At 49.9% G+C, this 23,031-nt stretch carries 19 protein-coding genes; 16 read left to right on the top strand and 3 right to left on the bottom strand.

Going from position 1 to position 23,031, the window contains the following annotated elements; genetic code table 11:
- Nucleotides 1-39: 39 nt before the first annotated feature.
- Nucleotides 40-1,050 carry an inorganic phosphate transporter gene (locus ACO0LL_RS17620; protein WP_422952141.1) on the top strand — a complete coding sequence of 337 codons (1,011 nt, stop codon included), beginning with the start codon at nucleotides 40-42 and terminating at the stop codon, nucleotides 1,048-1,050.
- Nucleotides 1,051-1,122: 72 nt separating this feature from the next.
- Here ACO0LL_RS17620 and ACO0LL_RS17615 read toward each other — a convergent pair whose 3' ends face one another.
- The 3 genes from ACO0LL_RS17615 to ACO0LL_RS17605 all read right to left on the bottom strand — a co-directional run bounded on the left by ACO0LL_RS17615 (nucleotide 1,123) and on the right by ACO0LL_RS17605 (nucleotide 5,750).
- A complete protein-coding gene (locus tag ACO0LL_RS17615; RefSeq protein WP_422952140.1) occupies nucleotides 1,123-1,881 on the bottom strand; it encodes a LytR/AlgR family response regulator transcription factor in 759 nt (252 codons plus the stop codon).
- 18 nt (nucleotides 1,882-1,899) lie between these two features.
- A complete protein-coding gene (locus ACO0LL_RS17610; protein WP_422952139.1) occupies nucleotides 1,900-3,249 on the bottom strand; it encodes a sensor histidine kinase in 1,350 nt (449 codons plus the stop codon).
- A gap of 260 nt (nucleotides 3,250-3,509) precedes the next feature.
- Nucleotides 3,510-5,750 (bottom strand): GGDEF/EAL domain-containing response regulator, encoded by a 2,241-nt coding sequence (locus tag ACO0LL_RS17605; RefSeq protein ID WP_422952138.1) that lies wholly within the window; start codon nucleotides 5,748-5,750, stop codon nucleotides 3,510-3,512.
- A gap of 288 nt (nucleotides 5,751-6,038) precedes the next feature.
- Here ACO0LL_RS17605 and aroC point away from each other — a divergent pair, with 288 nt between their 5' ends.
- From aroC to pdxJ, 15 genes are all read left to right on the top strand, one after another.
- Entirely contained in the window at nucleotides 6,039-7,121 is a 1,083-nt protein-coding gene (gene aroC / locus ACO0LL_RS17600) for a chorismate synthase (protein ID WP_422952137.1), read from the top strand.
- Between the two features lie 366 nt (nucleotides 7,122-7,487).
- Entirely contained in the window at nucleotides 7,488-8,891 is a 1,404-nt protein-coding gene (gene leuC, locus ACO0LL_RS17595; RefSeq protein ID WP_422952136.1) for a 3-isopropylmalate dehydratase large subunit, read from the top strand.
- Nucleotides 8,892-8,909: 18 nt separating this feature from the next.
- Nucleotides 8,910-9,032, top strand: a complete 123-nt coding sequence (locus ACO0LL_RS17590) for an entericidin A/B family lipoprotein (protein WP_162040888.1) — start codon at nucleotides 8,910-8,912, stop codon at nucleotides 9,030-9,032.
- A gap of 8 nt (nucleotides 9,033-9,040) precedes the next feature.
- The gene (gene leuD, locus ACO0LL_RS17585; RefSeq protein ID WP_422952135.1) at nucleotides 9,041-9,688 is read left to right on the top strand and encodes a 3-isopropylmalate dehydratase small subunit; all 648 of its coding nucleotides are present in this window, start codon (nucleotides 9,041-9,043) and stop codon (nucleotides 9,686-9,688) included.
- 63 nt (nucleotides 9,689-9,751) lie between these two features.
- A complete protein-coding gene (gene leuB, locus ACO0LL_RS17580) occupies nucleotides 9,752-10,822 on the top strand; it encodes a 3-isopropylmalate dehydrogenase (protein WP_422952134.1) in 1,071 nt (356 codons plus the stop codon).
- Nucleotides 10,823-10,972: 150 nt separating this feature from the next.
- Nucleotides 10,973-12,100: an aspartate-semialdehyde dehydrogenase gene (gene asd / locus ACO0LL_RS17575; protein ID WP_422952133.1), complete on the top strand. Its 1,128-nt coding sequence runs from the start codon at nucleotides 10,973-10,975 to the stop codon at nucleotides 12,098-12,100.
- Between the two features lie 373 nt (nucleotides 12,101-12,473).
- Nucleotides 12,474-15,347: a FimV/HubP family polar landmark protein gene (locus ACO0LL_RS17570; RefSeq protein WP_422952132.1), complete on the top strand. Its 2,874-nt coding sequence runs from the start codon at nucleotides 12,474-12,476 to the stop codon at nucleotides 15,345-15,347.
- A gap of 71 nt (nucleotides 15,348-15,418) precedes the next feature.
- On the top strand, nucleotides 15,419-16,234 hold the full coding sequence (truA, locus tag ACO0LL_RS17565; RefSeq protein ID WP_422952182.1) for a tRNA pseudouridine(38-40) synthase TruA: 816 nt from the start codon (nucleotides 15,419-15,421) through the stop codon (nucleotides 16,232-16,234).
- Nucleotides 16,235-16,404: 170 nt separating this feature from the next.
- Nucleotides 16,405-18,198, top strand: a complete 1,794-nt coding sequence (gene lepA, locus ACO0LL_RS17560; protein WP_422952131.1) for a translation elongation factor 4 — start codon at nucleotides 16,405-16,407, stop codon at nucleotides 18,196-18,198.
- Nucleotides 18,195-19,103, top strand: a complete 909-nt coding sequence (gene lepB / locus ACO0LL_RS17555; RefSeq protein WP_422952130.1) for a signal peptidase I — start codon at nucleotides 18,195-18,197, stop codon at nucleotides 19,101-19,103. Before lepA ends, lepB begins: the two co-directional genes overlap by 4 nt.
- Before the next feature lie 26 nt (nucleotides 19,104-19,129).
- The gene (locus ACO0LL_RS17550; RefSeq protein WP_422952129.1) at nucleotides 19,130-19,534 is read left to right on the top strand and encodes a DUF4845 domain-containing protein; all 405 of its coding nucleotides are present in this window, start codon (nucleotides 19,130-19,132) and stop codon (nucleotides 19,532-19,534) included.
- A gap of 9 nt (nucleotides 19,535-19,543) precedes the next feature.
- Nucleotides 19,544-20,467, top strand: a complete 924-nt coding sequence (rnc, locus tag ACO0LL_RS17545; protein WP_422952128.1) for a ribonuclease III — start codon at nucleotides 19,544-19,546, stop codon at nucleotides 20,465-20,467.
- Nucleotides 20,468-20,474: 7 nt separating this feature from the next.
- A complete protein-coding gene (era, locus tag ACO0LL_RS17540; RefSeq protein ID WP_422952127.1) occupies nucleotides 20,475-21,377 on the top strand; it encodes a GTPase Era in 903 nt (300 codons plus the stop codon).
- A gap of 8 nt (nucleotides 21,378-21,385) precedes the next feature.
- Nucleotides 21,386-22,264 (top strand): DNA repair protein RecO, encoded by an 879-nt coding sequence (gene recO, locus ACO0LL_RS17535; protein ID WP_422952126.1) that lies wholly within the window; start codon nucleotides 21,386-21,388, stop codon nucleotides 22,262-22,264.
- Nucleotides 22,261-23,031 carry a pyridoxine 5'-phosphate synthase gene (gene pdxJ / locus ACO0LL_RS17530; protein ID WP_422952125.1) on the top strand — a complete coding sequence of 257 codons (771 nt, stop codon included), beginning with the start codon at nucleotides 22,261-22,263 and terminating at the stop codon, nucleotides 23,029-23,031. The genes recO and pdxJ overlap by 4 nt, the downstream gene beginning before the upstream one ends.

Raw genomic sequence — 23,031 nt, 5'->3', positions numbered from 1 at the left:
CTCTGTCAATGCAGAGAGCGAACAAGGGAATTCACTTTTATGCAATCCTTTCATATGAGCCTGCACGTCGTCATCTTATTGGTGGTGCTGGCATTGTTATTCGATTTCATGAACGGCTTCCATGACGCCGCAAATGCAATCGCAACCGTTGTTTCGACAGGGGTATTGAAGCCTAGCCAGGCGGTAGCCATGGCTGCCTTATTCAATGTTTTTGCTTTTTTCGTTTTTAATCTGTCAGTAGCCAAAACCATAGGCAAGGGCACGATTGATCCTGTCATTGTCGATCACTATGTGATCTTTGGTGCTTTGGTCGGGGCGATATTCTGGAATCTGGTGACCTGGTATTTTGGTATCCCTTCATCGTCTTCCCATGCCCTGATCGGCGGCTTGATTGGTGCTGCAGTAGCCAAAGAAGGTACTGGCGCCCTGATTGCAGCAGGTCTGTACAAGATCATTTTGTTTATCGTCTTGTCACCATTGCTGGGCTTTGTGCTGGGTTCTGTGATGATGCTGATCGTTTCCTGGTTGTTCGTTAAATCGACACCAAGAAAAGTGGATAAATGGTTCCGCCGTCTGCAACTGGTGTCGGCTTCTGTTTTCAGCCTTGGCCACGGTGGTAATGATGCGCAAAAGACCATGGGTATTATCTGGATGCTGTTGATTGCAGCGGGTTACTCCAGCGAAGCTGATAAAGGCCCACCGGGCTGGGTAGTGTATTCCTGCTATGCAGCTATCGGCCTGGGTACTTTGTTTGGCGGCTGGCGTATCGTGAAGACCATGGGTCAGAAAATCACCAAGCTCAAACCTGTCGGTGGTTTTTGTGCCGAAACAGGTGGTGCCATCACCCTGATCATGGCAACTGTACTTGGTATTCCTGTATCAACAACGCACACCATTACTGGTGCGATCGTTGGTGTAGGTTCAGCGCAAAAAATGTCTGCAGTGCGCTGGGGCGTTGCTGGCAATATCGTCTGGGCATGGATTTTGACAATCCCGGCTTCTGCTTTTGTGGCAGCCATCGCGTGGTGGATAGGCAGACATATCCTGTAGTGAAAAATATTGATGTATAAAAAAACGCCTCAGTTCACATGAACTGAGGCGTTTTTTCTTGGGCGCTTACGCTTACATCTGTTTAAATAAATGCACGAAACTGCGGCTGACTTCCAGCTTTTCTGTCAGCCCTTTGATCTGCACCAGATGGCGGCCACGCAGGTCGCGCACCACGCCTGAAATAGCTTTGGCATTCACCAGGGTCGATCTGTGGATTTGCCAGAACAGGGCGGGGTCGAGTTCATCTGCCAAGTCGCGTACAGGCTTGCGTATCAACGCTTCATAAGTGGCTGTCTGTACCCGCGTATATTTTTCATCAGACTGAAAGAACAGAATTTCCTCTACTGGTATCAGGCGCAATTCCTGGCCTATCGAGGCCTGTATCCATTGCAGATAATTTGGCTTGGGGCTGATGCCCATTTGCTTGGCCAGTTGCGACAGCATGCTGCTCATGTCGTTGGGCTGGCTTTGAGCAGTTAATCTGGCCTTGAGTCTTTCTACGGTGCGCGTCAGCCTCTCTACATCTGCGGGCTTCAAAACATAATCAACTGCGCCATGATCAAAAGCCTGTATCGCATATTGGTCATAAGCAGTAATGAATACGATATGCGCCTTGTTGCCTATGTCCTTGGCGGCTTCCAGTCCGGTCTTGACCGGCATGCGTATGTCGAGAAAAGCCAGGTCTGGCTTATGTGTTTCTACCAAGGTGACGGCTTCTTCACCATTCTTGGCTTCGTCCAGAATTTCCAGCTCGGGCCAGACCTGTTCCAGGCGCGACTTTAACTGGTCGCGCATCAGTCTTTCATCATCAGCAATTATGGCAGTAGGCATGGTCAGCGTAATTGAAATCTAGTTGGCTAATTCGTAAGGGATTTCTATAGTAACGCAAACTCCACTGGGTTGATTAGGGGTAATGATCATTTGACCCTTTTCTTTGTAAATCAATTTCAGGCGTTCACGTATATTTTGCAATCCCAGTCCGGTACCGTTGCTGGGCATGGCGCCAAATCCCAGTCCATTGTCCGTCACAGAGACACGCAACTTGTTATGCGCAACCTCGGCATGGAAGCGTATGGTGCCACCTTCCGCCTTGCATTCCAGGCCGTGCTTGATGGCGTTTTCGACCAGCGACTGCAACATCATTGGTGGGAAAGAGGCACTGCGCAAACCTTCAGGCATGATGAAATCGACATTCAGTCTTTCTTCCATGCGCATTTTCAGCAATTCCAGATAAGATTTGACCATATCCGCTTCCCGGCCCAAATTGGTCACGCTGGCATTTTCACGCATTTGTGGCAAGACAGCACGCAAGTAAGCAATCAGGCTGCGCTGCATGGCGGCTGCGCGTGGAGGATCGGTTTCTATCAGATGTTCAACCGAGGCCAGGGTATTGAACAGGAAATGCGGCTCTACCTGTGCCTGCATCATTTGCATCTGTGCTTCACTGACCTGGCGTAGCAGGGATTCGCGCTCGGCCGTCATACCAGCTTCCTTGGCTTTTTCTTCGGCGCGTACTTTGCCACTCATCAAGGCTTTCATGCCAAACAGACCAAATACCAGCAAGACCACGAAATTGATAAACCATTTGGAGGACGTGCGCTTAAAACTGCGTACTTCTTCATCGGCGGCATCGGCAACTGCATCATTGATCTCTTCGCTGATCTGCTTGGCTATTTCAGCGGGTAATTTGATGTGGATGTCATCGCTGTCAGAGATGGATGGCGGGGTCGGGGGTGTTGGTGATGTTGTCGCCTCGGGGCCAGACGGCGCATTCGGTGCTGCAGGGGCAGATGGTGGTGCCGGTGGAGCAGGTGGCGCAATGCCGTTATCTTTATTGATATGAATGCCATTCTCATCAATTTCTATGAACTTACCCTTGCCATCGGTATTGTTCTTGCGGATGCGCAGGCCAGTATTGTCTATTTCTATGCTGGTATCACCATCGCTGATCTTGCTGGTTTTTTTTGCCTTGCTGGATTTGCCAGATGGGTTGCTTTTTTTGATGACGATATTTTCTTGGGACGTGAACAGCATGTCCTGCAGCATGCTGCCCGCAGTGATGGTGATAATGGCAAACAAGAAAAACTTCCACCAGGATAATTTGGTCACCCAGGCTGCCGTTGTGTCAAAGCTTTTGCTAAGCCAGGCCATCAGGTCGGCGATGAGCTGCTTGATCGTGTCTGCGTTGGTATTATTCATGATGCTTCTCTTTTAACGGTTGTCCCTGACATTTCAGCCATATGTCATGCACAGGCTGCTGGCGACTTTTCAGTCCATGTTGATACTGTAGGGAAATCGTGCTGGCTTTGATAGTGACTTGCGACAGTCTGCAAAAAATGCAGGACAGAATGGAAAATGCCACATTTAGTATGCATGGTTACTGGCGCAGGGAGTAGCAAGAGTGGGTGTCTGGCTGCACGCGTCAGGCCACAAAATCCGGCCTGTTGCATGCAATGGGATTATCTGCTTGCCAGCCAGGCATGCAAATCATCGCGGGTCAGGGGTTTGGAATACAGATAACCCTGGGCGATATGGCAATCGTAAGAAAGCAGGGTGTTTGCCTGCATTTCACTTTCCACACCTTCGGCAATAATGGACAGCCCGAGGTTTTTGCCAAGCTGAACAATCATTTTGGCAATACTGCCTTCATTTGGATTTTTCTGGATTTCATTGACAAAGGCGCGGTCAATTTTCAATTTATCTACATCGAGTTTTTGCAAGTGACTCAGTGACGAGAAGCCGGTACCAAAGTCATCAATCGAGATGCTCATGCCCAGTTGCTTGATCTGGTGCAGGGTCTTGATCAGCAATTCCGGGTCTTTCATGGCCATGGATTCAGTAATTTCAAGTTCCACATATTGCGGCGGCACCTGGGTATCTGCCAAGGCCTTGTTCAGTGATTGCATGAACAAGGGATGTGAAAACTGAACTTGTGAGACATTGATGGCCATCTGGAAATTGGTATAACCCAGGCTGCGCAAATGCACCAGTTCAAGACAGGCGGTACGCAAGACCCATTCACCGATATCGACAATCAGGCCGGAATATTCGGCGATGGGAATAAACTGATCCGGCGGGATGAATTTGCCTTCATCGGTTTTCCAACGCAACAAGGCTTCTGCCCCAAGTACGCGTCCATCGCGCATGTCAATTTGGGGCTGGAAAACCAGAAATAATTTTTTTTGCTCGAATGCCGCACGCAGGGCATGCATGAGCAAGACGCGTTCGCGTATCTCCACCCCCATATTGCGGGTGAAGTATTCATAACCACCCCTACGGTTCATCTTGGCGCGCTTAAGGGCAATATTGGTGTCTTTCAGGGCTTCTGAGCCATCGCTTTCATAATCATCAAGCTTGATCAGGCCTATGGTCGCTGAAAGCTGAACGTCTTGTTGATCGACGTCGAAGGGGGAGTTGAACAAAGCCAGGATCTTATCCGGGCATACCAGGCTTTCGTCGCCCAGCAAGGCAAAAGTATCGCTGCCAACCCTTGCCAGTTGGCAATGCTCACCAAAATTGGCAACCAGTCTTTGCGCAACGGAATACAGAAGCTGATCACCAAACTGATGACCAAGTGCATCATTGGTCTCGGCAAAATGGTCGATATCTATGAGCGACAGTGAACTGTGGTTTTTGAGTGAGGTCATCAGCGTCTCATTCAAGGTCTGCAGCAGCTTGAGGCGGTTCGCCAGGCCTGTCAGCGGGTCATAGAAGGCGTAGTTATGTAGACGTGAAGTCAGCATAACATTGTCCAGACCCACAGATACATTGCCGCAAAACACACCCAGCAGGCGCTTGTCCATCTCATTCAGATGCAGGCCGGTGTTGAGGTAGAGCGTGAAATCCTTTTGTGCGACATTGTTGAAGTAGAGTGCGGTCGATTCTGCTTCAAACACACTTTGGCGGGCTTCCAGCGAGCGTGTGACGATATCGCCAATTGCATGGTTGTCCAATTGCTCTAGTGGTTTGTTCAGGCTGCCCAGGTACATATCGGTGGCGGCGATAATGTACAGGTCATCACTTTCTTCCTGTAACTCTACCGGTACCTGCCGGGCGCAAACGAATCCCTCTGTATTGAGTCCTAACAAGCCGGCAATCTGCACAAGCACTCCGGCCGCAAAATTTTGCAGACCCTGCAGTGCCATCAATTCGGTGCTGGCATGGATAATCATCTCCAGGCCGCGCCTGCTGGCACTGATGGCGCAAATCTGTTCGTAAGAGCGTATGGCCGAGGTGACGGCGGTATATAGCTTGGTGCGGGTCAGTTCTGATTTGGTTTTGTAATCATTGATGTCGTAATCGCGTATCGCATCGATTTCTGGCGCATAGCCTGGCTGGCCGGTACGCAGGATGATCCTGACATCAGTGAGGCCCAGGGTCTTGCGGATATGACTGACCAGTTGCAGGCCGGCGTCCTCCTGCTCCATGACCACATCCAGCAGGATAATGGCAATATCAGTTTCATTTTTCAGGATGTCGCGGGCTTCTGCGGCGGAATACGCGTGCAGGAAACTCAGGGCGCGGTGCTGGATCTCCAGGCTACCCAACGCAAAGGTTGTGGCGGAATGGACATCCGGATCATCATCAATAATCATGATCCGCCAAGTCTGCGCAGGCCGCGAAGCCGCCGCAGTTTCGTCGCTGTCTGGTTCATCAAGGAAAACCAGATCATCTTCAGAAGAGTGGATCGTTGAATTCATCTGTAATGCGGCTCCATGCTTGGCATATCGTATGGTAAGGGCACTGCAAAATTGGTTCCTTGCGGAACTATGACATTAAAAGTATCGGGAGCCAAGCTTCAAATATTTATCATTGGTAAGAATAAAACAAGATTCACCCGAGCGGGGATAAAAATGCCCTGAATTTGACTGGAATGTGCGAAAAATAGTGAAATCTTTTGCTACATCATACAGAGGCTAAATTCTGTACTGGGCGCTTCACTGGTAAAATGGAATTTATTCTGTCTAACCTCTCATTTTCGAAATAATATGTCCGGTAATACTTTTGGCACCTTGTTTACTGTTACAACCTTCGGCGAATCCCACGGTCCAGCTATCGGTTGCGTGATTGATGGCTGCCCTCCGGGCATGGAATTGTCTGAAGCAGACATACAGCCAGAACTTGACCGCCGCCGCCCCGGTACATCGCGCCATGTGACCCAGCGCCAGGAACCTGATACGGTGGAAATTCTGTCCGGTATATATCAGGGCAAGACGACAGGTACGCCGATAGGCCTGCTGATCCGCAACCAGGACCAGCGCAGTAAGGATTATGGCAACATCACCGAAACTTTTCGTCCAGGGCATGCCGATTTCACTTACTGGAATAAATACGGCATTCGCGACCCGCGTGGCGGTGGGCGCTCTTCTGCACGTTTGACTGCGCCCGTTGTTGGTGCCGCAGCAATCGCAAAAAAGTGGTTGCATCAGCAATATGGGACAGTGTTTCATGGCGGTATGAGTCAACTGGGTGAAATTGTCATTCCATTTCAAGCCTGGGAACATGCGTCAACTAACCCGTTCTTTGCACCAACGACTGATGTTGCATTGATACAGCAACTTGAAGATTACATGGATGCCTTGCGCAAAGATGGTGATTCCATCGGTGCCAAAATCGATGTCGTGGCCTCTAATGTACCAGTTGGTCTGGGTGAGCCTATCTATGACAAACTTGATGCAGAAATCGCCTATGCAATGATGGGTATCAATGCAGTCAAGGGTGTGGAGATCGGTGCAGGCTTCCGTTCAGTTGCACAACGCGGCTCTGAACATGGTGATGAACTGACGCCTGAGGGTTTTGTTGGCAATAATGCCGGCGGCATATTGGGAGGCATTTCTACTGGTCAGGATATTACGGTTTCAATTGCGATCAAGCCTACATCTTCAATCCGTACCCCGAGAAGATCAGTCGATAAAGACGGTAATCCTGTCATGGTGGAAACTTTTGGTCGTCATGATCCCTGCGTTGGCATCCGCGCCACCCCGATTGCGGAAGCCATGCTGGCGCTGGTCCTGATGGACCATGCCCTGCGCCACAGGGCGCAATGTGGTGATGTCAAGCTGGGTGCCTGATACCAGGTCACCATTCACCTTTCTCTGGGTTTAGTCGGGATCATGCTACACTGGGGGCGCAGCTTTGGTGCGTTCCTGTTGAGTGATTTGTGAATGCCTTGCCCTGTCATCGTCTGTGCAATTCTGCACGCTGTTTTTGTTGCTCTATTCCAAAATATTCACTCGTAATTTTCCAAAATACCATCGGAATCCAGATGAAAATTTGGCGATTTTCATCAAACTCCTGCATTTATACTGAAACTTTCATGCACCAATTTGGCGTGAGGGTTGGTTTTGCGTTGCACAATTGTGGCATAATCAAATGCGAAAAAAAGATGCAGTACAGGATGTAGCAAGAACCAATGACTTATTTCCAGGCTTCAGATTATGCTTAAAACGCTTTACGATAAATTATGGGAATCCCACGTAGTCCATTCCGAAGACGATGGCACTGCAATTCTCTACATAGACCGCCATTTGTTGCATGAAGTCACGAGCCCGCAAGCCTTTGATGGTTTGAAGCTGGCCGGACGCCAACCGTGGCGACTATCCGCCAATCTGGTGGTGGCAGATCATAATGTGCCAACGACAAACCGCGTCAATGGTATTGATGACCCGATTTCACGTCTGCAGGTAGAAACGCTCGACGCCAACGCCAAAGAATATGGTTTAACCTATTTTGGCATGGCAGACAAACGCCAGGGCATCGTTCACGTTATCGGGCCGGAGCAGGGCGCAACTTTGCCGGGCATGACAGTCGTCTGTGGTGATTCGCATACATCGACCCATGGTGCGTTTGCCTGCCTGGCGCATGGTATAGGCACATCTGAAGTTGAGCATGTGCTGGCGACACAAACCCTGATCGCTAAAAAATCCAAATCCATGCTGGTACAGGTTGATGGCGCCATGCCTGTCGGCGTGACAGCTAAAGATATCGTGCTGGCGGTGATTGGTAAAATCGGCACTGCTGGTGGTACTGGTTATGCGATTGAGTTTGCTGGTTCAATCATTCGCAGCCTGTCGATGGAAGGCCGCATGACGGTTTGCAATATGGCGATTGAAGCTGGTGCGCGTGCCGGTATGGTGGCGGTGGATCAGGTTACTATTGACTATGTCAAAGGCCGTCCCTTGTCACCCGTCGGCCCGCACTGGGACAGAGCAGTCGAATACTGGAGAACCTTGCACACGGATGCCGGTGCCAAATTCGACATGGTCGTGACCTTGAATGCTGCCGAAATCAAACCGCAAGTCACCTGGGGTACCTCACCTGAAATGGTGGTGGCAATAGATAGCCGTGTACCTGATCCTGAGCAGGAAAAAGATGCAGTCAAGCGTGATGCGATAGAAAAAGCCCTGATCTACATGGCGCTGCAACCGAATACGGCTATTTCTGATATCCGCATTGATAAAGTATTTATCGGTTCCTGCACCAATTCGCGCATAGAAGATTTGCGTGCAGCAGCTGCCGTGGTGCGTGGCAAATATCGCGCATCAAATGTCAAACTGGCGATGGTGGTGCCGGGCTCTGGTCTGGTCAAGGAGCAGGCTGAGCGTGAAGGCCTGGATCAGATATTTAAAGCTGCTGGCTTTGAATGGCGCGAACCAGGTTGCTCCATGTGCCTGGCCATGAATGCCGACAGGTTGGAGCCGGGTGAGCGCTGCGCTTCCACTTCCAACCGTAACTTTGAAGGCCGTCAGGGGCAGGGTGGCCGCACTCATCTGGTATCACCCGCAATGGCAGCTGCCGCAGGTGTAGCAGGACATTTTATAGATGTACGTGGATTATCTTAATTTGCTAGGAGAGATGACATGAAAAAGATATTTGTATTGGCGATGTGCGCACTGGTGCTGACTGCATGTAATACCGTTCAAGGTATAGGCAAAGACGTTAAAAAGGCTGGTGAAGCAGTCGAGAATGTAGGTAAAAAATAAGCAACAACATGGAAAAATTTACTTTACTCGATGGCCTGGTTGCGCCCATGGACAGGGCTAATGTCGATACCGATGCCATTATCCCCAAGCAGTTCTTGAAATCCATCAAACGTAGTGGCTTTGGCCCCAATCTGTTTGATGAATGGCGTTATCTCGATCATGGCGAACCTGGCATGGACAATAGCAAGCGTCCTGTGAATCCAGATTTTGTGCTGAACCAGCAGCGCTATCAGGGTGCTTCGATTTTGCTCGCACGTAAAAATTTCGGTTGCGGTTCTTCGCGCGAGCATGCGCCATGGGCTTTGGAGCAATTTGGCTTTCGCGCGATTATTGCCCCGAGCTTTGCAGATATCTTCTTTAATAACTGCTATAAAAACGGCGTGCTGCCTATCGTCCTGGGCGAGGCTCAAGTCGATACATTGTTCAATGAAGTCAAGGCTTTCCCTGGTTATCGTCTGATCGTCGATCTTGAACAGCAAGTTGTGCGCACCAGTAATGGCAGTGCCGGCTATGGTTTTGATATTGACGCATTCCGCAAATACTGCATGCTCAATGGCCTTGATGATATTGGACTTACCCTGCGCCAGTCTGACAAGATACGGGCTTTTGAAGAGCGCCATATAGCAGCGCAACCCTGGCTCGCCAATACTATCTAAGTCATCTGAATTTGCTTAAAAATACGCTAAAAAATAAGCTATCTAAATTAATTTGTTGAGAATATGAAAATTGCTATTTTGCCGGGTGACGGCATAGGTCCGGAAATTGTTGAGCAGGCAGTCAAGGTGTTGAATGCGCTGGGCGAGTCTTTTGAAATGGAAACCGCACCAGTAGGTGGCGCAGGCTATGAAGCATCTGGCCATCCTTTGCCAGAAGCGACGCTGAAACTGGCATTGGAAGCCGATGCCGTTTTGTTTGGCGCAGTCGGCGACTGGAAATATGACACTCTGGATCGCCCCTTGCGTCCTGAACAAGCTATCCTGGGCTTGCGTAAAAACCTCAAGCTGTTCGCCAATCTGCGCCCAGCCATCATGTACCCAGAGCTGGCAGGTGCATCGACATTAAAACCAGAAGTGGTTTCTGGTCTGGATATCCTGATAATCCGCGAATTGACCGGCGATATTTATTTTGGTCAGCCACGCGGTGTGCGCGTATGTCCTGATGGCCCATTCAAAGGTGAGCGCGAAGGTTTTGATACCATGCGTTATGCTGAGTCAGAAATCCGCCGTATTGCCCACGTGGCTTTCCAGGCTGCACAAAAGCGCGACAAGCGTCTGACCAGCGTCGATAAAGCCAATGTGCTGGAAACTTTCCAGTTCTGGAAAGACATCGTCACTGAAGTGCATAAAGAATACCCGGATGTGGCGCTGGATCATATGTATGTCGATAACGCCGCCATGCAACTGGTGCGCGCACCCAAGAAATTTGACGTTATCGTCACCGGCAATATGTTTGGCGACATCTTGTCTGACCAGGCATCCATGTTGACTGGTTCCATCGGCATGCTGCCATCGGCCTCATTGGATGCAAATAACAAGGGTCTGTATGAACCGTCACATGGTTCAGCTCCAGATATCGCAGGCAAAGGCGTAGCCAATCCGCTGGCGACTATTTTGTCTGCGGCCATGATGTTGCGTTACTCGCTGAATAAGGCAGAGCAGGCAGATCGCATAGAAAATGCGGTCAAGAAAGTCCTGGCGCAGGGTTTGCGTACTCCTGATATTTATGAGGCAGGTACCACCAAGGTTGGTACTGGCGAGATGGGACAAGCCGTATTGCAGGCATTGAGTTAATTTAGTCCTTACGCAAAACCGCCCCAGCTGCGTTGCAGCGACTAGTCGTACTAAAGTACTGTCTTTGTCGCAAAGCCTTGCTAGGACAATTTTGCATAAATCCTATTTGTTCGTGAAGGGCAGGGACGTCCTGCAAAATTTTAGGGAAAAATGATGAAACTGGTAGGTCTGGTAGGTTGGCGCGGTATGGTGGGTTCTGTCCTGATGCAACGCATGCAGGAAGAAGGTGATTTCGATCATATTGAACCCGTGTTCTTTTCAACGTCCAATACAGGTGGCGCGGCCCCTGCAATGGCGAAAAATGAAAAGACCTTGCAAGACGCAAATAATATTGATGCGCTCAAGAAGTGCGAAATTATTATTACCTGCCAGGGCGGTGACTACACCAATGAAATTTACCCAAAATTGCGCGCTAGTGGCTGGAACGGTCACTGGATTGATGCTGCGTCCAGTCTGCGCATGAATGAAAATGCTGTCATCGTACTGGATCCGGTGAATTTGCCTGTGATCAAGCAAGCTCTGGTCAATGGTCAAAAAGACTGGATAGGCGGCAATTGCACAGTCAGCTGCATGCTCATGGGTGTTGGTGCTTTGTATAAGGCAGGCCTGGTTGAATGGATGAGTACGCAAACTTACCAGGCAGCATCTGGCGGCGGTGCCCAGCACATGCGCGAACTGTTGACGCAATATGGCACTTTGAATGCAGAAGTTCGTTCACTGCTCGATGACCCGAAAAGCGCGATTCTGGAAATCGACCGTAAAATCATTGCCAAGCAACGTTCTTTGACTGCCGATGAAACTGCCAACTTTGGCGTACCACTGGGTGGTTCGCTGATTCCCTGGATAGACAAGGATCTCGGCGACGGCATGTCCAAGGAAGAATGGAAAGGCATGGCCGAGACCAACAAGATATTGGGTCAGGGCGAAGGATTTGGTACAGCCGCTGTTCCGGTCGATGGTTTCTGCGTGCGTATTGGTGCCATGCGTTGCCACAGCCAGGCTTTGACATTCAAACTGAAAAAAGACGTGCCGCTGGCAGATATCGAAGCCATGATCGCTGCTGACAATGAATGGGTAAAAGTTGTACCAAATACCCGCGAAGCCAGTATTCGTGATCTGACACCGGTTGCTGTTACTGGTACCATGACTATTCCGGTTGGCCGTATCCGCAAACTGGCGATGGGCCCGGAGTATGTTGGTGCATTCACCGTGGGTGACCAATTATTGTGGGGTGCGGCAGAACCGCTGCGTCGTATGCTGCGCATTCTGATTGACTAAAAACTCAGCAAAACTTGATGTTTTAAAGTAATTGTTAAAACTTGTTGTAGAATATAGGGGGGCGTTTAACGCCCCCTTGTTGTTTTTGAAACTCCAGAAAAATCTAATTTGTTGTCTTTTTTGGAATTAATTTTAATAAATAAACAATTAGGATTTTGGCGATTATTTTTCACTTGTCATTTGGCAACAACATTTATGCGATATCCTTGCACTTCAGGGTTCTTAATGTATTTACCACTGTGATAAATCGCGTTAAGCTTGCGTGGCAATGTTTGTAATGTTAATGTGAAACATTAGGACGAGTCGCTAAGCAATGTGTAAAGCGTCACCCAGCGGACTTTGTTCGCCAAAAATTCCCAATATGTCTGACAAAATGCATAATCAAAAAAAATCGTCTGTGATTACCGTGGGACGCAAGGCGTTAAGTGTTGCTGTAGCCTCGTCCTTGTTCATGTTGTCCAGTGCGCATGCTACCGGTCTCGGTAAGCTGACCGTACTTTCCGCTCTTGGGCAACCCTTGCGCGCAGAGGTAGAACTTACCTCTCCCGCCAAGGAAGAAATCGATTCCCTGGTGCCCAGGCTGGCATCCCAGGAAGCTTTCAAACAGGCGAACATAGACTTTAATGTCGCATTATTGTCACTGCGTTTTGCAGTTGAGCAGCGCGGTGCGAATTACGTCATCCGCATTAGCTCATCGCAGGCAATGAACGAACCTTTCGTTGATATGCTGCTGGAGTTAAACTCCGCCAATGGTAAGCTGCTGAGAGAATACACCTTCTTGCTGGACCCCGCTGAGTTGCGAAACAGTCAATCTGCGCAAGTCAGTAATCCCGTTGTTGTTGCTAACCAGCCACAGAATACGTCTGCATCCAATGCAGCCAAAAACACCCGTTCAAATACGATTGCAAATAATCCTGGTTTAAGAAATGACAGGTCACCAGCGCCAAAAAACGCTGAAGCCGGCAAGGAAATCAAATCCGCCGGCGAATATCAGGTCAAGGCTGGTGATACTTTAAGCAAGATAGCCGGTAGTTATCGTGCTGAAGGCGTTTCCCTGGATCAGATGCTGGTCAGTATTTACCGCGCCAATCCACAGGCTTTTGCCGGTAATAACATGAATCGCCTGAAATCCGGCCAGATACTGACCGTGCCGGACGCTGCTTCTGCCAACACAAGTGCAGGCAACACCAATGAGGCCCACTCAGTTGTGGTAGCGCACGCCGCTGATTTCAATGCCTACCGCAACAAACTGGCAGGTCAGGTGGCAGATGCTCCAGCAGAAAAAGCACCGTCCACCAAACAAAGTGGTGCCGGCAAGATTACTGCCAAGGTAAAAGAAGTCCCAAGCGCGACGACTGATTCGCCAGATAAACTGAAATTGTCCAAGGCTGGACCTGCTTCTGCACGTACCTCAGGCAAGGGCGGTGAAGAAGATAAGCTCGCCAAGGAAAGGGCAGCGCAAGAAGCCAATGCGCGCGTCAAAGAACTTGAGAAAAACGTCACTGACCTCAAAGGCTTGCTCGAAGCGCAGAAGATAGAAATCAAAAACAAGGAGCTGGCAGCCAAGCAGGCAGAGTTGGCCAAGGCTAAGCCTGAAACCAAGGCAAGTGCCCCAGCTCCAGCATCAACACCTGCGCCAGCGTTGGCAAGTGTAGCGTCCGCTCCCGTAGTTGCACCTGCACCTGCACCTGCACCGGCTTCAGCGCTAGCGTCTGCTCCGGCATCTGTTTCCGCGCAGGCAAGTGCGCCAGCACCAGCTAGCACGCCAACCGCTGCAGCGTCCGCAGCTTCTGTTGCTACGCCAAAACCACCGGTCAAGCGCAAGATAACGGCACCGCCACCTCCGCCACCACCTCCCGAGCCTGGTTTCTTTGATATTATTTCAGACAATCTGTTGCTAGGAGGCATAGCTTTAATAGGTATCCTGGGTGGTATTGGTATTTGGACCAGTCAGCGCAAGAAAAAATTGCAGCACTTTGAAGACAGCATCTTGACCGGTTCCAGCATGAAGGCCAACTCCATGTTTGGCTCTACCGGTGGTCAGAGTGTTGATACGAATAACAGCGTTTTCAACTCCAATTTTGCACCATCTGCGAGCCAGCTGGATGCCAATGAAGTTGATCCTGTTGCTGAGGCCGATGTGTATATCGCCTATGGCCGTGATTCTCAGGCAGAAGAAATCCTGAAAGAAGCTTTGCGTACACAGCCAGACCGCCACGCGGTCAGGGTCAAATTGCTGGAAATTTATTTTGGCCGTAAAGATGCCAAAACCTTTGAGCGTCTGGCCAGTGAGTTGTATGGCATGACCAGTGGCGAGGGTGATGACTGGGCGCAAGCCGCCTCCATGGGTATCGTGCTGGAACCAGGCAATCCTCTGTACGCTGGTGGTAAAGCCAAAGCTGACATGGCTGCTGCATCTGGTCTGGGTTCTGGTACGCAACCATTGGAAGATCTCGATCCCGAGGCACTGCTGGCCAATTCCCTGTCCCAGGACATGCTGGAAGCGATCAGTATCATTGACACAGCCCAGCGTGATGGCGGTGCCGCAAAAGCCAATGCCATTGCAGAAGAAGCGGCGATGGATGAGCATGCGCTGGATTTTGATCTCGACATCTCGGCTATTCCTGAACCAGAAGTGCCAAAAATTCCTGAGCCTGTTGCCCATGCTGCGCCAGCCGCAGAGCCTGCTGCAGCACCAGAAGTCGATTTTGGTACGATAGACTTTGATTTTGGCAGCAAGGATGATGTGCCTGCACCTGCTCATGTGGTGGCAGAGGCGGCCCCCGTCGTTGCAGCAGAGCCAGAAGCTGAGAAGTTCGAGCTGGATTTGGGTCATATAGATTTCGCGGCGGACAAACCGGCAGCAGATCATTTGTCTCTGGATATCTTGCCACCAGATGAAAAATTGGATGAAAATCTGTTGGCAGCATCCCTGGCTGGAGAGTCTGCAGAGACACCATTGCCTGAGCTGGCAGCGCAAAAAGCTGAGGCGGATGCCATGTCTGCTTTTGAATTTGATTTGTCCGGTATTGACCTTGATCTGGATCCGGGTGCAGCACCTGCGTCACCCGCAGCAGAAGAGGCTCCGGCGCACAATGCTGAAATGGCAACCAAGCTGGATCTGGCAGTTGCCTATCATGAAATCGGTGATAAAGAAGGTGCCCGCGAATTGCTGGATGAAGTACTCAAGGGCGGTACTACTGATCAGGTAGAAAGAGCCAAGTCCATGATAGCTCAAATGGCTTAATGGTCTTGTCGTAGTCATAACGGGCGCAGCGCATGCTGGCGCCCGTTTTGTTTTTTGGAAATCGCATTGTGTTGAAACGATTAGTTTTAGGTGTGCAGTACGACGGTAATTCCTGGCAAGGCTGGCAAACGCAGCCTTCTGGTAACACCGTGCAAGACGCGTTGGAACGGGCTTTGCAACAATTTAGCAAAAGTGACATCAAAACCACTTGCGCCGGGCGCACTGACGCTGGCGTACATGGTATTGAGCAGGTCGTCCATTTTGATACCGAACTGGTGCGCGAGTCTTATTCCTGGGTGAATGGCGTGAATGCCTTTTTACCCGCCTCTGTTGCTGTTCAGTGGGCGAAAGAATTGCCGATGGACCCTGAGTCTGAAGACAATTTCCATGCGCGTTTTAGTGCCCGCGCCCGTACTTATCATTATATTTTGCATAATGCCGCCATCCGTTCACCCATGTGGAGTGGGAGGGCAGGCTGGACTTTTCGTCCACTTGATGTACAGCGTATGCGCGCCGCCGCTTCGCACCTGTTGGGCGAGCATGATTTTTCTGCTTTCCGTGCCTCTGGCTGTCAGGCTAAAACCCCGGTTAAGCACATGTATGAGATACGTATACAGCGCCAGGGTGAAATGATTATCTTCACCTTGCGCGCCAGCGCCTTCCTGCATCACATGGTCAGGAATATCGTTGGTTCCCTGATCTTTGTCGGTACCGGCAAAAGAGAGCCGGAATGGATGGGAGAGGTGTTGCTCAGCAAGAACCGTGAAATTGCAGCCCCTACATTTATGCCTGATGGTTTGTACCTGGCAAGGATAGACTATGAGGATAAATGGGGCTTGCCGCAAAGAGATTTAGTGGAATCCTTGGCTTTCTTGTCTTTTTTGTAGTGATCAACTGACATCAGGCCGACGATTTCTCGGCTTTCCGGGGTGAAATCCGGTAAAATGGCGTTTTGCAAAACCCAAATTGAAGGCGCTCGCCTGGGGAAGCTTGCCCAGCTCAGAGCGCTTTTTTTATAGCCGGTATTCGCTTCACCTTTGTTTTTTTCGTAATTTCAATGAATAACATCCGCAATTTTTCAATTATTGCCCATATTGACCACGGCAAATCCACCTTGGCAGATCGTATTATTCAGCTTTGTGGCGGCCTCTCCGACCGCGAGATGGAAGCGCAAGTGCTTGATTCCATGGATATTGAGCGTGAACGTGGTATCACGATCAAAGCTCAGACAGCGGCATTGCATTACAAGGCACGCGACGGTCAGATATACAACCTGAACCTGATCGATACTCCCGGTCACGTCGATTTCAGTTATGAAGTCAGCCGTTCCCTGTCTGCATGTGAAGGCGCATTGCTGGTGGTCGATGCATCACAAGGTGTGGAAGCGCAGACAGTAGCGAACTGCTATACCGCCATTGAATTGGGTGTTGAGGTCGTGCCGGTCTTGAACAAGATTGATTTGCCGTCTGCCGACCCTGAAAATGCCTGCCAGGAAATTGAAGAAGTTATCGGCATAGATGCTTCAGATGCAGTGCATTGCTCCGCTAAAACCGGCCTGGGTGTTGAAGATGTATTGGAATCCCTGATTGTTAAGGTGCCACCTCCGCAAGGCGATCCAACAGCGCCTTTGCAAGCGCTGATTGTCGATTCCTGGTTTGATAATTACGTCGGTGTTGTCATGCTGGTGCGTATCAAGAACGGTACTTTGCGCCCTAAAGACAAGATACTGTTCATGGCAACAGAAGCGCAGCATCTGGTGGAAAGTGTAGGCGTATTTACCCCTAAATCACTGAGCCGTACAGAATTGTCGGCTGGTCAGGTAGGTTTTGTTATTGCGGGTATTAAAGAATTGAAGTCAGCCAAAGTTGGTGACACGATTACTGTTGCCAATAAACCTGCTGCCGAGCCTTTGCCGGGCTTTAAAGAAGTGCAGCCGCAAGTGTTTGCCGGTCTGTTCCCGGTTGAAGCCAATCAATACGATGCCTTGCGTGATTCTTTGGAAAAGCTCAAGCTCAATGACGCTGCCCTGATGTATGAGCCTGAAGTGTCGCAGGCGCTGGGCTTTGGCTTCCGTTGCGGCTTCCTGGGTTTATTGCACATGGAAATCGTCCAGGAACGTCTGGAACGTGAATTCGACATGGACCTGATCACTACTGCCCCAACAGTGGTGTATGAAGTGGTCATGGCTGATGGCTCCATCCTGATGGTGGATAATCCTTCCAAAATGCCTGAGCCATCCAAAATAGAAGAAATCCGCGAACCTATCGTCACCGTCAATCTCTATATGCCGCAAGAATATGTGGGTTCGGTGATTACCCTGTGTACGCAAAAACGCGGCGTACAGATGGACATGAATTACCACGGTCGCCAGGTCAAGCTGACTTATGAAATGCCGATGGCTGAGATTGTTCTGGATTTCTTTGATCGCCTGAAATCGACTTCTCGTGGCTATGCTTCCATGGACTATGAGTTCAAGGAAAACCGTGCTGCAGACGTGGTCAAAGTCGATATGTTGATCAATAGCGAAAAAGTAGATGCGCTGGCAATTATCGTGCACAGGGCAAACAGCCATTTCCGTGGCCGTGCTGTGGCCGCCAAAATGCGCGAACTTATCCCGCGTCAGATGTTTGATGTGGCGATCCAGGCTGCAATTGGCTCCAACATTATCTCGCGTGAAAACGTCAAGGCCTTGCGTAAAAACGTTTTGGCCAAATGTTATGGCGGCGATATCAGCCGTAAGCGCAAATTGCTGGAAAAACAAAAAGCAGGTAAGAAACGCATGAAGCAGGTGGGCTCGGTAGAGATCCCGCAAGAAGCGTTTTTGGCGATTTTACAAGTGGATGAAAAATGAGTTTCCAATCAATCTTGGGCAATTTCGCCCTGATCCTGTTTGTCCTGACCATAGTGACCGGTATTATCTGGTTTCTGGATATTTTTGTCTTTGCCAAGCAACGCCGCCAAAATGCTGACAAGGCTCTGGCCGAATACGACGCTCGCCGCGCCAAGCTGTCTGCCGAAGGCATACGCCTGGAAGAAAATACCCGTCATGACATAGAAGCAAATCTGCTCAGGCAGCCAGTCTGGATAGAATATTCGGGCAGCTTTTTTCCGGTGATTGCCTTGGTATTTTTCTTGCGCTCTTTCTTGTTTGAGCCTTTTAAAATCCCTTCCAGTTCAATGTTGCCGACATTGTATGTTGGTGATTTGATACTGGTGAATAAATTTACTTACGGCATACGTTTGCCTGTGATTAATAAAAAAATCATCTCTATCAATGATCCACAAAGAGGGGATGTCATGGTATTTAAATACCCTGAAGATCCTAGCGTGGACTATATTAAACGTGTGGTTGGTGTGCCTGGTGATAAAATTGTGTATAAAAACAAACGTTTATCCGTGAATGGTAAAGAAGTTTCATATGCGAATATGCCCGACTTCCGTGATAATCTTAATTATCTGAAACAATACAAAGAGCAATTGACTGGCGTTACTCATAACATTCTTGTCAATGAGCAAAAACCGGTTTACGACAGGGGCCAGGTGCTCGATTTTAAGGACAAAGAGTCTTGCTCTTATGAAATTGACGGCTTTAGCTGTACTGTTCCACAGAATCGCTATTTCATGATGGGTGATAATCGTGACAATAGTGCTGACAGCCGCTACTGGGGTTTTGTGCCAGATGAAAATATTGTTGGAAAAGCATTTTTCATCTGGATGAATTTTGGTGATATCGAACGCATTGGTAGTTTTCATTAAATTTCAGTTTTAATCAGGAAAAATCTATGTCAAATATTCAATATTCCGCATTCAAAAAACAAAAAGGTATTACCCTGATTGGCTTGATCATGGCGATTGCCGTCATCATTGTTATTGCCATGGTTGCAATGAAAGTGGTGCCTACTGCGATTGAATATAATTCCATCAATAAAGCGATGAATAACGTCAAGAATGGAACCAATCCCAGGGAAATACAGATCGCCTTTGATAAACAAAGGGAAGTTGGTTATTTTGATGCGGTGACAGGCAAGGACCTCCTTATCATCAAAAATAACGAGGGTGGATATGACCTGCATTTTTCTTACTCCAAAAAAATTCCCCTGGTTGGTCCAGCCAGCATATTGATGGAGTACTCGAACACTACTGCAAAGAATGGTGTCGTCATTACAAAACCTGCCAAGGCAGAATAAGCTACTCGTATGAATCAACAACTATTGCAGAAAAGGCTGGGGCACCAGTTTAGCAACCCCGCTTTGTTGCAGCAGGCTTTGACACATCGTAGTCATAGTGTTTTGCATAATGAACGTCTGGAATTTCTTGGTGACTCTGTCTTGAATTGCGTGGTCGCCTCCCTGTTGTTTGACAGTTTTGCCAATATTGATGAAGGTGATTTGTCGCGTGTACGTGCCAATCTGGTCAAGCAACAGTCACTGTATGAAATCGCCCAGCGAATAGAGTTGTCGCAATTCTTGCGTCTGGGCGAAGGTGAATTGAAATCCGGTGGATTCCGTCGCCCATCTATTCTGGCCGATACGCTGGAAGCCTTGTTTGGCGCGATTTTCCTGGATGCAGGTTTTGACGCCGCGCGTGAAGTGATACGTTCACTGTATGCGCCCGTGCTGGCCAGTGTTGATCCAACGACTTTGGGCAAGGACGCCAAGACTCTGCTGCAAGAATTCTTGCAAAGTAAAAAAATCGCTTTGCCGCAATATAATGTAGTAGCAACACATGGCGCAGCACATAACCAGGAATTTGAAATTGAATGCCTGGTCCCCAAACTGGAAATACAAGTATTTGGCACTGGTGGTAGTCGCCGCGCCGGGGAGCAGGCAGCAGCCAAGCTGGCACTGGAAACAGCGCTCGCCATGCTGGTGCGTTCACCTGCAGCTAAAAAAACCAAACCCCGTGCTTCGCAGCTTAAGCTGGCTGGCATAGCCACCGTGCAAGGTGAGGCTGCTGTTGAGACCAAGCCGCAATCCGCCAAGCAAAAAAGCCTGCTGGATGCAGAAGTACCCAAGGCCGAGAAAATCAAAGCCACAAACAGCGCCGTTACCAGCGCCGCTGCAGCAGATGAACTGCTGACGCATGATGCACAACCCGAGACTCACCCTAAGACTGCCTGACGACCGCATGACTGAATTAATAGACAATCCTGATTTCCGCTGTGGTTATATCGCCATCGTCGGGCGACCTAATGTCGGTAAATCGACCTTGATGAATGCCCTGATAGGCGCCAAGGTCAGCATTACCTCGCGCAAGGCACAAACCACGCGCCATCGCATTACGGGCATACAGACCAAAGACAATACTCAGTTCGTATATATTGATACGCCGGGCTTTCAGACCCGTCATTCGAACGCACTGAACCGCACGCTGAACCGTACTGTCACAACGACGCTGACAGCCGCAGACGTGATTTTGTACATCATAGAAGCAGGCACATTTGGACCGGCAGATCAGCAGGTTATTAATCTGCTGCCTAAAGATGTGCCTTGTATCCTCGTCATCAACAAATCAGACCGCGTTAAAGACAAAGCCGTGATGATGCCATTTGCTCAGAAAGTGGCAGTGCTCCATCCTTTCGCTGCGATCGTTCCGGTGTCTGCCACCTTGCGCTTCCAGCTGGAAAACCTGGAAAGTGAAATCCGCAAATACCTGCCACTGAATCCTCCTATGTTTGGTGAAGACGATATCACTGACCGCAGCGAGAAATTTTTGGCTGCAGAAATCGTCCGTGAAAAACTGTTCCGCTTCGTTGGCGATGAGCTGCCTTACACCAGCACTGTGCTGATAGAAAAGTTTGAGCAAGAGGGTAATCTGCGTCGTGTCTTTGTCGCCATTCTGGTCGATAGGGACGGTCATAAATCCATGGTCATCGGTAACAAGGGTGCACGCTTGAAAGATATCTCCACCCAGTCGCGCCAGGATATGGAAAAGCTGTTTGGTGGCCCCGTGTATCTGGAAATCTGGATCAAGGTCAAATCCGGTTGGGCAGACAACGAAGCCGGTTTGCGTGCCTACGGTTACGAGTAAATCTATCCATGGATGAGCAGGCAGTCGCCGTGCAGGAAGACAGCGCCGTAACAGATGCGGCGGCTGTGCCGCCAGCGCCACCTGCTGCAAAAAAAACTGCTGCAAGACCACGCGCACCTAAAGCAAGTACGGCAAGCTCAGCAAGCCCGCGCGCTGCCAGCAAGTACCCCGCCAAAGACTTGCGCATACTGGAGCAGCCAGGGTTTGTCCTGCATTCCTGGCCCTACAAAGAAACCAGCCTCATCATTGATGTATTGACGCGTGACCATGGACGCATAGCCTTGGTTGCCAAAGGCGCAAAGCGCCCACATTCACAATTGCGTAGCGTCTTGCAAACCTTCCAGCCCTTGCAACTGGGCTGGACAGGCAAGGGCGAGATACGCACGTTGACGACAGCAGACTGGGTAGGCGGCATGCTGCCACTGGAAAAATCAGCCTTGCTGTGTGGTTTTTATCTTAATGAATTACTGGTCAAGTTCCTCATGCGTGATGAAGCGCACCCGGAATTGTTTGATCTGTATGTCTCCACGCTAAACCAGCTTGCCCATGATGAGCCAGCTACCATCGTGCTGCGCCGCTTTGAGCTGGCCTTGCTGCGCGAATCCGGTTTGCTGGGTGATCTGACTCGTTGTACGCAACAGCGTGAACGCGTACAGGCAGAGCAATTCTATGTGCTTGATCCTGAACGCGGCCCCAGGCCTGCCATGCATGCAGACAGCGTGCCCAGGGTCAGCGGCAAGACTTTGCTGGCCATGCAGCGCGGCGACTATACTGAACAAAGCACGCAATTGCAAAGCAAGCTGCTGATGCGTTTTTTGCTTGCCCATCATTTGCATGGTGCTGCGCTGAATACCCGGCAAATACTGATCGATTTGCAAAATCTATGAATATCCATCAACAAAGCCAGTTGATAGAACTGGGCGTGAATATTGATCACGTCGCTACTCTGCGCAATGCGCGCGGTACGACTTATCCAGATCCCTTGCAAGCCGCCTTGCTGGCAGAAGAGGCAGGGGCAGATTGCATTACCCTGCATCTGCGTGAAGACCGCCGGCACATCCGCGATGCAGACGTAGAACAGCTGCGTCCACGCATCTTGACGCGCATGAACCTGGAAACAGCCGTCAATAATGAAATGCTGGATCTGGCGTGCCGCATCCTGCCGCAAGACGTTTGCCTGGTGCCAGAACGCCGTGAAGAAGTCACGACAGAAGGTGGCCTGGATGTCGCCCGTGATTTCGCCAAAGTGCAGGCTGCGATCAGGCAATTGCAGGCGGCAGGCATACGTGTGTCACTATTCATTGATGCAGATGAGCAGCAGATACAGGCCAGTTCAGAGGCAGGCGCGAGTGTCATAGAAATTCATACTGGACGCTATGCTGATGCGGCTGATCCAGCGTTGCAGGCGAAAGAGCTGGCGCGCATATCACAAGCCGCTATTGCTGGCATACGCCACGGTTTGAAAGTGAATGCCGGCCATGGCTTGCACATGACTAATACTGCCGCAATCGCTGCCATCCCGGAAATTTCAGAATTGAATATAGGCCATGCCATTGTTGCGCACGCTCTGTTCGTAGGCTGGCAAAAAGCCATCAGCGACATGAAGGCCCTGATGGTCAAGGCTCGCCTGGCAAGCTTGCATAGAGCGGCCTGA

It is taken from the genome of Undibacterium sp. TC4M20W, from assembly GCF_049340245.1.
Lineage (GTDB): Bacteria > Pseudomonadota > Gammaproteobacteria > Burkholderiales > Burkholderiaceae_D > Undibacterium.
The sequence above is the reverse complement of the archived record's forward strand: the minus strand, read 5'-3'. Positions and strand labels throughout refer to the sequence as shown.